This window comes from Actinokineospora spheciospongiae, assembly GCF_000564855.1.
Lineage (GTDB): Bacteria > Actinomycetota > Actinomycetes > Mycobacteriales > Pseudonocardiaceae > Actinokineospora > Actinokineospora spheciospongiae.
This window is the reverse complement of the sequence record NZ_AYXG01000184.1, coordinates 58960-69271: the sequence shown is the minus strand read 5'-3', so window position 1 is coordinate 69271 and position 10312 is coordinate 58960. Positions and strand designations below refer to the sequence as shown.

General features: G+C 73.5%; 11 protein-coding genes. 8 read left to right on the top strand and 3 right to left on the bottom strand.

Features of this window, described 5'->3' with window-relative positions:
• Positions 1–104: 104 nt before the first annotated feature.
• Positions 105–746, bottom strand: a complete 642-nt coding sequence (locus tag UO65_RS23870; RefSeq protein WP_035286469.1) for a TetR/AcrR family transcriptional regulator — start codon at positions 744–746, stop codon at positions 105–107.
• A gap of 109 nt (positions 747–855) precedes the next feature.
• On the opposite strand from UO65_RS23870, the gene UO65_RS23865 reads away from it, so the two are divergent.
• From UO65_RS23865 to UO65_RS23850, 4 genes are all read left to right on the top strand, one after another.
• Positions 856–1893: a medium chain dehydrogenase/reductase family protein gene (locus tag UO65_RS23865; protein ID WP_035286466.1), complete on the top strand. Its 1038-nt coding sequence runs from the start codon at positions 856–858 to the stop codon at positions 1891–1893.
• A gap of 91 nt (positions 1894–1984) precedes the next feature.
• Positions 1985–2590 (top strand): hypothetical protein, encoded by a 606-nt coding sequence (locus tag UO65_RS23860; RefSeq protein WP_035286465.1) that lies wholly within the window; start codon positions 1985–1987, stop codon positions 2588–2590.
• Positions 2591–2662: 72 nt separating this feature from the next.
• Positions 2663–3544, top strand: a complete 882-nt coding sequence (locus tag UO65_RS23855; RefSeq protein ID WP_200873443.1) for an AraC family transcriptional regulator — start codon at positions 2663–2665, stop codon at positions 3542–3544.
• On the top strand, positions 3541–3960 hold the full coding sequence (locus UO65_RS23850) for a VOC family protein (protein ID WP_035286462.1): 420 nt from the start codon (positions 3541–3543) through the stop codon (positions 3958–3960). The genes UO65_RS23855 and UO65_RS23850 overlap by 4 nt, the downstream gene beginning before the upstream one ends.
• Positions 3961–3970: 10 nt before the next feature.
• Here the strand turns inward: UO65_RS23850 and UO65_RS23845 are convergent, their stop codons facing one another.
• On the bottom strand, positions 3971–5023 hold the full coding sequence (locus UO65_RS23845) for a YVTN family beta-propeller repeat protein (RefSeq protein ID WP_161784505.1): 1053 nt from the start codon (positions 5021–5023) through the stop codon (positions 3971–3973).
• A gap of 349 nt (positions 5024–5372) precedes the next feature.
• Here UO65_RS23845 and UO65_RS23840 point away from each other — a divergent pair, with 349 nt between their 5' ends.
• Positions 5373–5954, top strand: coding sequence for a helix-turn-helix transcriptional regulator (locus UO65_RS23840; protein ID WP_035286460.1), 582 nt, complete (start codon positions 5373–5375; stop codon positions 5952–5954).
• 92 nt (positions 5955–6046) lie between these two features.
• Positions 6047–6892, top strand: coding sequence for a class I SAM-dependent methyltransferase (locus tag UO65_RS23835; RefSeq protein WP_035286458.1), 846 nt, complete (start codon positions 6047–6049; stop codon positions 6890–6892).
• 10 nt (positions 6893–6902) lie between these two features.
• On the opposite strand, the gene paaZ is transcribed toward UO65_RS23835, so the two are convergent.
• On the bottom strand, positions 6903–8939 hold the full coding sequence (paaZ, locus tag UO65_RS23830; protein WP_200873448.1) for a phenylacetic acid degradation bifunctional protein PaaZ: 2037 nt from the start codon (positions 8937–8939) through the stop codon (positions 6903–6905).
• Between the two features lie 119 nt (positions 8940–9058).
• On the opposite strand from paaZ, the gene paaA reads away from it, so the two are divergent.
• Both paaA and paaB read left to right on the top strand, forming a co-directional pair.
• Positions 9059–10006 carry a 1,2-phenylacetyl-CoA epoxidase subunit PaaA gene (gene paaA / locus UO65_RS23825; RefSeq protein WP_035286456.1) on the top strand — a complete coding sequence of 316 codons (948 nt, stop codon included), beginning with the start codon at positions 9059–9061 and terminating at the stop codon, positions 10004–10006.
• Positions 10003–10302: a 1,2-phenylacetyl-CoA epoxidase subunit PaaB gene (gene paaB / locus UO65_RS23820; protein WP_035286454.1), complete on the top strand. Its 300-nt coding sequence runs from the start codon at positions 10003–10005 to the stop codon at positions 10300–10302. The genes paaA and paaB overlap by 4 nt, the downstream gene beginning before the upstream one ends.
• The last annotated feature ends 10 nt before the right edge of the window (positions 10303–10312 follow it).

Here is a 10312-nt window from a genome sequence, read left to right as displayed (position 1 = left end):
GCTCGGCGGTCACCCGCACCGGTTCGCCCAGCGTGTCCACTTTCACCACACGGGCTCGCGGCGACGGCACCCGCTTGTCGCATTTTCGCCAGTCGGGTGTCCCGTCAGGCGGGTTCCAGGTGTGCCAGGGCGGTGATGACGCGGTCGGCGATGTCCGGTGGCCAGGGGAAGGCGACGGTCACGGCCCGCTGGTGGGCCAAGCCGTGCAGGCCCAGCCACAGCGCGATGGTGTCGGCCGCCGGGTCGGTGCTGGTGGCGTTCCCCGCGGCGACGCAGTCGTCCAGGGCCTCGCGGAGCAACCCCAGGCACCCGTCGCCCAGTGCGGCGAGGTCGGCGGGCGTCACGGCGGTCTCCTCCAGCGCCGGCATCCACAGCCCGCCGAACATGGTCCGGTAGCGCTCGGGGTGCTCGTGGGCGAAGTCCAGGTAGCCGTGGCAGACGGCGAGGAGGCGCCGCCGGTCGCCGCCGGTCGCGGCGTCCAGCGCGGTGCGCAGCGTCGCCTCCAGTTCGGCGAAGGCCTGCTGCACCACGGCCAACATGATGGTCGGCTGGTCGGGGAAGTGGCGGTAGATCGAGGGCGCCGCGATCCCCACCCGGCGGGCCACCGACCGCAGGGTGATGGCGCTCTCGTCGCCGGTCTCGTCGAGCAGTTCCACCGCCGCGGCCACGATCTCGTCGCGCAGGCGCGAGCCCTCGCCCCGGCGGTTGCGGGTGCGGGGAGGAGCCGCGTTCGGCGTGCTTGTCATGGTGTCAGCTTACACCTGAAAACTTATGGGCGTAACTCCTTGCGCGCCGTTCGCTTACAGTCGTAGCCTTACGCTCGTAAACCTCAACGAGCCGCAACGGAGAACCCCCATGAACAGCCTCACCACCACCCACGCCACCGAGGTCGTGCTGCCCGGCCTGGTCGAGCCCGACGGCCTGCGGGTCACCGCCCGCGACCTCCCCGCGCCCGCCGCGGGCCAGGTCGTCCTGCGGATGGAGGCGACCGGGGTGAGCTTCGCCGAGCAGCAGATGCGGCGCGGCAAGTACTACGACCAGCCCGCGTTCCCGTTCGTGCCCGGGTACGACGTGGTCGGCGCGGTGACCGCCGTCGGTCCGGGGGTGGACGCCGCGATGGTCGGTCGCCGGTACGCCGCGGTCACCAAGGTCGGCGCCTGGGCCAGCTCGCTGCTGCTCGACGCGGCGGACCTGGTGGCCGTGCCGGACGGGGTCGCTTCGGCCGAGGCGGAGACCGTGGTGGTCAACGGGGTCACGGCCTGGCAGATGCTGCACCGCACCGCCGCGGTGCCCGCGGGTGCGACGGTCGTCGTGCTCGGCGCCAACGGCGGCGTCGGCTCCACCCTGGTGCAACTGGCCCGGCACGCCGGGATCGAGGTCATCGGCACCGCGTCGCCGCGGCACCACGAACTGGTGCGCGCGCTCGGTGCGACCCCGGTCGACTACCGCGACCCGGACCTGTACGGCAAGATCCGCGACCTCGCGCCGGACGGCGTGCACGCGGTCTTCGACCACATCGGCGGCGCCGGGCTGGCCGAGTCGTGGCGGCTGGTGCGCCGGGGCGGCACGCTGGTGTCCTACGGCACCGCGGCCACGAAGGACGAGGACGGCAACTCGCGGCTCCCGGTGCTGAAGTCGATCGCCCGGCTGGCGGCGTGGAACCTCCTGCCCAACGGCAGGAGCGCGCACTTCTACAACTTCTGGGCGGGCAAGCGCCGCCCGGAGGCCTTCCGCGCCCGGCTGGCCGAAGACCTCACCCGGGTGCTGGGCCTGCTGGCCGACGGCGTGCTCACCGCGCAGGTCGCCGCGGAGTTCCCCCTGGCCGAAGCCCACGCGGCACTGGCCCTCGCCGAGTCGCGCACCACCGCGGGCAAGGTCGTCATCGTCCCGTGAACGCGCGGCCCGTGTCCCCGGGGCACCGGTGACCACGACCCCGCACCCCGTCCCAGTCCCACCGCGACGACCCGCCCCGGAGGAACCCGCCATGACCGCCATCGCGCTCCCCGCCCCGATCCCCGCCACCCCGCCGACCACCCGCGTCGGCGAGGTCGACAACCGCGCCGCCTACGCGGGCTTCGGCCTGGCCTACGCCCTCGGGCACGGCTCCACCGCGATCACCACCGGCCCCGACCCGCTGGTCACCCTCCCCGGCTGGCTGCCCACGGCCCTGCTCGGCGCGGGCCTCGCCGCGGGCACCGCTTTCGCCACGCTCGCCGCAACCCGCGCCCAGCGCGGCGCCGGCAGGTCCGACGTGCTGTCCGGCAGGCTGCTCGGCCTGGCCTGGATCAGCGGCTTCGCCGCACTCTTCCTCGCCATCACCGGCCTGGCGGGCGCCCTGGACGCCCCCGGGTTGCCGACCATGCTGTGGCCCGCGGGCTCCGGATTCGTCGTCGGCATGGTCTACCTCGCCGAGGGCGCGGCCCGCCGCAACGTCCTGCACTACGCCCTCGGCACGTGGCTGGCGCTGGTCTCGACCGCCGCACTGCTCCTGGGCACCCCGGGCCTGTTCTGGGTGCTCGCCGTCGCGGGCGGTGGCGGCTACGCGGTCGCCACCGTCCTCGAACACCACCGGATCGCCCGCACCCGGTGACCCGTCCCACCCGCCCGCCGGGGACTGGAGTGCCGAACCCCCTCGGGATCTCCGAAGCGGGTCGGGGTGTCGGTGGCTTCTGCGAGGATGGGCTCGATCGTCGGGGAGGCGGTGGGCGTGGACGAGGTGAGCGAGTACGTGCGCGGGCGGCCCGCCGCCGCGCTGCGGCCCTACGCGGCCTTCTACAGCGGCTACCGGGACAGCGGCGGCGACCTGGCCGTGCACCGGGGGCTGCCGTCGCCGTACCTGACGCTGATCTTCACCCTGGACGACCCGCTGGTCATGGCCGACCCGGCGCGGGCTCCCCGCAGCTACCGCTCCCTGCTCGGCGGGCTGGACCCCACGCCCGCGTTCATCGCCTACGGCGGCAGGCAGTCCGGGGTGCAGGTGTCGCTGCACCCGCTCGGCGCCCGGGTCCTCTTCGGGTGTCCGGCCGGTGAGCTGGCGGGTCTGGAACTCGACGCGGCCGACGTGCTCGGGCCGCTGGCCGGGGAGGTCCGCGAGCGGATGTTGCACGCGGACACCTGGTCGCAGCGGTTCGCCGTGCTCGACCGGGCGCTGCTGTCGCGGGTGGACGACCGCCGGGAGGTCGAACCGAGGGTGCGGTACGCCTGGGGGCGGCTGCTGCGCTCGGGTGGGAACGTGTCGGTGGCGGGGCTGGCCGACGAGCTCGGGTGGAGCGCCCGGCACCTGTCCGGCCGGTTCGCCACGGAGCTGGGCCTGTCGCCGAAGACGGCCGCGCGGGTGGTGCGGTTCGACCGGGCCCGCCGGGCGCTGGCGGGGGCGCCGCACAGCGCCGCCGCGGTCGCGGCGGCGCACGGCTACTACGACCAGTCGCACTTCGTGCGGGACTTCCGCGAGTTCGCCGGGTGCTCGCCGACGACCTGGCTGGCTGAGGAGTTCCGAATCGTCCAAGTCATGGGCCCGCTGGAGGCGGCAGACTCCCCGGCATGAGCACAACAACCGGCAATCCCCCGGCACCGCAGGTGTGGCCCACCTTCCGCGCCAAGGACGCCGACGCGCTGATCCGCTTCCTGGTCGACGTGGTCGGCTTCGAGGAGACGATGGCCCACCGCGACGACGACGGGGTCGTGCAGCACGCCGAACTGGCCTGGCCCGAGGGCGGCGGGGTCATGCTCGGCCAGGAACGCGAATCGGGCGCCTGCGTCACCCGACCCGGGTCGTTCAGCGCCTACGTCGTGACGGCCGACCCCGACGCCCTGCACGACCGGGTGGCCGCGGCGGGCGCGGAGGTCACCACGCCGCCGTTCGACACCGACTACGGCTCCCGGGACTTCGCGCTGCGCGACCCCGAGGGCAACGCGTGGAACTTCGGCACCTACCCCGGCCACCCGCGCGGGGGGAGCTGACCGGGCGCCGTCAGGAGGTGACGGCGATGCCCTCGGGCTGGCTGCCCACGGGCACGGTGGCGGTCACCGTGTCGGTGGCGGGGTCGATGACGGTCAGCACGTCGTCGGCGGCGTTGGTGATGTAGACGAAGGTGCCGTCGTGGGCGGCGCCCTCGGGTTGCCGCCGGACCGGGACGGGGGAGCCGACGAGGGCGTCGTCCGCCTCGTGGACGGTGACGGTGTCCGAGCCCGCGTTGGCCACGTAGACCCGCCCGGTGGGGGCCGCCGCCACCCCCATGGGGGAGCGGTCGGTGGCGGTGGTGGCCACGGGGCGGTCGTTGCCGGTGTCGATGGTGGTGATGGTGTCGTCGCCGGTGTTGGCGACGTAGAGGCGGCGGCCGTCCGGGCTGGTGGTGATGCCCGCCGGGTAGTGGCCGACCGGGATGGTGCGCACCACGCTCTGGGTGCTGGTGTCGATGACGGTGACCGTGGCGGAACCGTTGTCGGTGACGTACACGCGCGTGCCGTCCCGGTTGGTGGTGACGCTGTGCGGGAACCGGCCGACGCCGATGGTGCGCACGCCGGTGTTGGTGGCGGTGGCGACCACGGTGACGGTGTCGGCGCCGAAGTTCGCGACGTAGGCGTGGGTGCGGGTGGCGGCGACCCCGAAGGGATGGGCGCCGACGGGCACGGTGGCCAGCACGGTGTAGGTGCGCGGGTCGATCACCGACAGGGTGTCGTCCTGCTCGTTGGTGACGTAGACGCGGTCCCCGTCCGGGCCCGCGCCGACGCCCACGGGGGTGTCGCCCACCGCGATGGTGGCCGCGACCCGGCGCATCCGGGTGTCGTAGGCGCTGACGGTGCCCGACCCGCTGTTGGCCACGAACACCTGCACCCGCGCCGGGTACCGGGGGTCGGTCCGCGCGGTCGGGGCCTCGGTGGGCTCGGCGCTCGCGGGCAGGCGCAACCCCAGCAGCGCCACTAGGGCGGCGACGGCGCTCGCCGTCCAGGTGAGGCGAAGACCGCAGGGGGCGGTCAGCCGCTCGGGCGGGGGAAGGGCGTCGGTGTGTACGCGGTGCGACATGGTTCCTCGAAAGCCGAGTCCGATCGGTGGTGCTGGACCGGAGGCGCTGATGGAGGCCATTGCCGACGGTGGCGTGGCCTGTTTCCCGCGTGCGAGCCCTCTTGTGGAGGTGAGCTTCGTCCGCCAGGAAGTCACACTAATGGCCCAATGTCCGGTGGCGCCGCGCGGACAGGTGGTGACCACCGTGTCGGGTGATGGATCAACGGGATTTCCCGGCGCGGGCCGCACGATCACCGTGTTCCCGCAGCCGGGGAGGGTCGACCCTCCGTTGTGGACGGTCTTAAGTGGCCAGAGGAAATTGTTGGCGGTCGTCGGCCAGGACTTGCGGTCAGGACATAGTCTCTTGCCCATGACGCAAAGCGACGATGAGTTGGACAGCCTGGTGCGCAAGCGCATCCGCGCCCTGCGGGTGGCGCAGGGCTGGTCCCTGGAGGACCTGGCCACCCGGGCGCGGCTCAGCCCGTCCTCCCTGAGTCGCATCGAGAACGGGCAGCGGCGCCTCGCACTGGACCAGCTCGTCACCCTCGCCAGGGCGCTGGACACCTCCCTCGACCAGTTGGTCCAGACCGACACCGACGACGTGGTCTCCCACCCGGTGGCCGACGGGGTGCACGGGCTGCGGTGGTCGGTCAAGGCCGATCCCGGCTTGAGCGTGGTGCGCAAGCGCATGACGGACCCGCCGTCGGACCACCCCGCGCGCCTGCGCGCCCACCCGGGCCGCGAGTGGTTCGTCGTCCTCTCCGGCACCGCGGTCCTGCTGCTGGGCGACCGCCGCTTCCGCGTGGAGACCAACCAGGCCGCGGAGTTCCCCACCATGCTCCCGCACGCGATCGGCGCCGAGGGCGGACCGTGCGAGGTCCTGGGCATCTTCGACCGCGACGCCCGGCGTGGACACCGATCCGACGACAAGCCCCCTCCGCAGGAGCGCTGACCACTTGCGCGTCCGGCAGCCGGGAAACCCACCTTCTTGCTTTATGGGCAAAGTCCTGTGCTTGTGAGGCATGACCGATCTACGGTGGCCGCATGGCAACCACGAAGCACGACCACCACGCCCACCAGCCCGGCGACCACGACCAGGCGGAGATCCTCGACCTCGACGCGGAGGTGCTCGCGGAGCACATCGCCTCCGTCATCGCCTGGCTGCCCGTCGAGTCGGGCCCCCGCCAGGTCGTGGACCTGGGCTGCGGGACCGGTGCGGGCACCTTCGCCCTGCTCGACCGCTTCCCCGAGGCGCGGGTGACCGCCGTCGACTCCTCGGCCGAGCACCTGCGCCGCCTGCGGGAGAAGGCGGACGAGGCGGGGGTGGCCGACCGGGTGCACGCCGTCCAGGTCGACCTCGACGCGGCGTGGCCCGACCTCGGCGAGCCGGACCTGGTGTGGGCGTCGGCGTCCCTGCACCACCTGGCCGACCCCGGCCGCGCGCTGCGCCAGGTCCACGACGCCCTCGCCCCCGGCGGCCTGCTCGCCGTCGTCGAACTCGCCGGCTTCCCCCGGTTCCTGCCCGCCGACGCCCCCGAGGACCGCCCCGGGGTGGAGGAGCGCTGCCACGCCGAGATCGACCGCCGCGCCGCCGAGCACATGCCCCACCGCGGCGCCGACTGGGGCCCCAAGCTGACCGCCGCCGGGTTCACCGTCGAGGGCGAACGCACCCTCACCGTCCACATCGAGCACTCCCGCTCCGAGGCGGTGGGCCGCTACGCGCTCAACGGCCTGCGGCGCGTGCGCGGCAGCGTCGCCGACGCGCTCTCGGCCGAGGACCGCGCCGCGCTGGACCGGCTGCTCGACACCGACGGCCCGCACAGCATCCTGCGCCGCGACGACCTCGCGGTCCGCACCGAGCGCACCGTGTGGGCCGCGCGCCGCCCCTGAGCGCGCCCGCTCAGCCCTCCGCGCGCGGCCAGGTCTTGGCCACCAGGGTCAGCACGTCGTAGGTGGCGACCGGGGCGCCGTCCTGGTTCGCCACCACGGCGTCCCAGCGCACCTCGCCGTAGTCGGCGTTGGTGCGGGCGGTGATCTGCTTGACCGTCAGCGCGACCGAGATGGTGTCCCCGGCCCGCACCGGGGTCAGGAACCGCAGGCCGTCCACGCCGAAGTTCGCCAGGACCGGGCCGGGGTTCGGCTCCACGAACAGCCCGGCGGCGAGCGAGACCACCAGGTACCCGTGCGCCACGATGCCGCCGAACAGCGGGTTCTGAGCCGCCGCCGCCGGATCGGTGTGCGCGTAGAACGTGTCGCCGGTGAACTCGGCGAAGTGCTCGACGTCGGCGAGGGTCACCTCGCGCGCCGCCGACTCGATCGAGTCGCCGATCCGCAGCTCCGCCAGGGACTTGCGGAACGGGTGCACGTCGCCGACCGCGCGCCGCGACCCGGGCGTCCACCGGCCGGTGATCGCGGTCAGCATGTCCGGCGACCCCTGCACGGCCGTGCGCTGCATCAGGTTCAGCACGCCCCGGACCCCGCCCAGCTCCTCGCCGCCGCCCGCGCGGCCGGGGCCGCCGTGGACCAGCACCGGCAGCGGGCTGCCGTGCCCGGTGGACTCCTCGGCGCAGGTGCGGTCGAGCACCAGGACCCGCCCGTGCCACGGCGCCAAGCCGATCGTCACCGCGCGGGCCACCCGCGGGTCGTGGGTGACCAGCGACCCCACCAGGCTGCCCCGGCCGCGCGCCGCCAGCGCCACGGCCTCGTCCACCGACGAGTAGGTCAGCACGGTGCTGACCGGCCCGAACGGTTCCACGTCGTGCGGCTCGACCGCGCCAGCCGACGCCCTGAGCAGGATGGGGGAGAGGAACGCGCCCCGCTCGGCGTCCGCGTCGAGCACCGCGACCCGGTCGGGGTCGCCGAAGACCACCTCGGACGACGCGCGCAGCGCCTCGACCGCCTTGCGCACCTCCCGGCGCTGCCCCAGGCTGGCCAGCGCGCCCATGCGCACGTCCTCGTTCGCCGGGTTCCCGACGGTCACCTTCGCCAGCCGCGCGGTCAGCGCGTCGAGCACCGCGGCGGACACGCCCTCCGGGACGAGGACCCGGCGGATCGCCGTGCACTTCTGGCCCGCCTTGACGGTCATCTCGGTGACGACGGCCTTGACGAACAGGTCGAACTCCGGGTCCTCGGGGGTGACGTCCGGGCCGAGGATCGAGCAGTTCAGCGAGTCCGCCTCGACGCCCAGCCGGGTGCCGCCGTGCAGCACGGACGGGTGGTCGCGCAGGATGCCCGCGGTGTGCGCGGAGCCGGTGAAGCCGACGAAGTCCTGCTCGCCCAACTCGTCGAGCAGCCCGCGCGGGCTGCCGCAGAGCAGTTGCAGCGAACCCTCGGGCAGGATGCCGGACTCGATGATCCGCCGCACCACCGCCTCGGTCAGGTACGCCGTCTGGCTCGCGGGTTTGACGATGCTCGGCAGGCCCGCCAGGAACGCCGGGGCCAGCTTCTCCAGCATCCCCCACACGGGGAAGTTGAACGCGTTGATCTGCACGGCGACACCGGGCCGTGAGCTGTAGACGTGCTGGCCCAGGAAGGTCCCGCCCCGGCCGAGCCGTTCCACGCCGCCGTCGAGGGCGATCGTGTCGTTCGGCAGCTCGCGGGCGCCCTTGCTGGCGTAGCTGAACAGGGTGCCGAAGCCGCCGTCGACGTCCACGGCGGAGTCCCGCCGCGTCGCGCCGGTGCGGGCGGACAGCGCGTAGAAGCTCTCCTTCTCCGCCATCAGCAGGGCGGCCAGCTCCTTGATCATGGCCGCACGCTGGTGGAACGTCAGCTCGCGCAGCGCCGGACCGCCCACCGACCTGGCGTGCCCGACCATCGCGCGCAGGTCCAGGCCACGGCTGGACAGCCGGGCGACCTCCGCCCCGGTGACCGCGTCCGGCAGCGGTTCACCCTCGTCGTCGGCGCGGAACCAGCGGCCCGCGGCGTAGCTCTCCAGCAGTGCGCTCACCGGTCGGCGTCCTCTCCCTGGGGTGCGTCGGCGGGGCGTTGCGCGACCCCGCTGCCGTGTGCCACGGTAATACAGAACGTTCGGTCGGTAAATCGCTCGCAGGAGGTCTGATGACCACGGTCGCCGAGCCCGCGCTCGTCGAGCACTTCGAGGCCACCCTCGCCCGCCACGACCGGATCGAGCCGCGCGACTGGATGCCCGAGGCCTACCGCGCGACGCTGGTGCGCCAGATCGCCCAGCACGCGCACTCGGAGATCATCGGCATGCAGCCGGAGGGCAACTGGCTGACCCGCGCCCCCTCGCTGCGGCGCAAGGCGATCCTGCTGGCCAAGGTGCAGGACGAGGCGGGCCACGGGCTCTACCTGTACTCCGCGTGCGAGACCCTGGGCACCTCGCGCCGGGAGCTGACCGAGAAGCTGCTGACCGGCAGGCAGAAGTACTCCTCGATCTTCAACTACCCGACCCTGTCCTACGCCGACGTGGGCACCATCGGTTGGCTGGTCGACGGCGCCGCCATCTGCAACCAGGTGCCGCTGTGCCGCACCTCCTACGGCCCCTACGGCCGCGCCATGATCCGGATCTGCAAGGAGGAGTCCTTCCACCAGCGGCAGGGCTACGAGCTGCTGCTGACGATGATGCGCGGCACCGACGAGCAGCGGGCCATGGTGCAGGAGTCGGTGGACCGGTTCTGGTGGCCCGCACTGATGATGTTCGGCCCGCCGGACGCGGACTCGCCCAACACCGGGCAGTCGATGGCCTGGGGCATCAAGCGCAACACCAACGACGAGCTGCGCCAGAAGTTCGTGGACATGTCCGTCCCGCAGGCCGAAGCCCTCGGGGTCACCCTGCCCGACCCGGACCTCAGGTGGAACGAGGAGCGGCAGGCGCACGACTTCGGCCAGCCCGACTGGGACGAGTTCCGGGCCGTGGTGCGCGGCGACGGCCCGTGCAACGCCCAGCGGATCGAACACCGGCGCCGCGCCCACGACGACGGCGCCTGGGTGCGCGCGGCGGCCACCGCCTTCGCCGCCCGGCAGGCGGGGGAGGAGAGCCGGTGAGCGAGCGCGAGACCAGCCCGGAGTGGCCGCTCTACGAGGTGTTCGTGCGCGGCAAGCGCGGCCTCAACCACGTCCACGTCGGCTCCCTGCACGCCGCCGACGACGCGATGGCCGTCCTGCACGCCCGCGACGTCTACACCCGCCGCAACGAGGGCGTCAGCGTGTGGGTGGTGCGCTCCGAGCACATCACCGCCTCCAGCCCGGACGAGAAGGACCCGATGTTCGCCCCCAGCGGCGACAAGGTCTACCGGCACCCCACGTTCTACGACATCCCCGATTCCGTCCCGCACATCTGAGGAGCGCGCC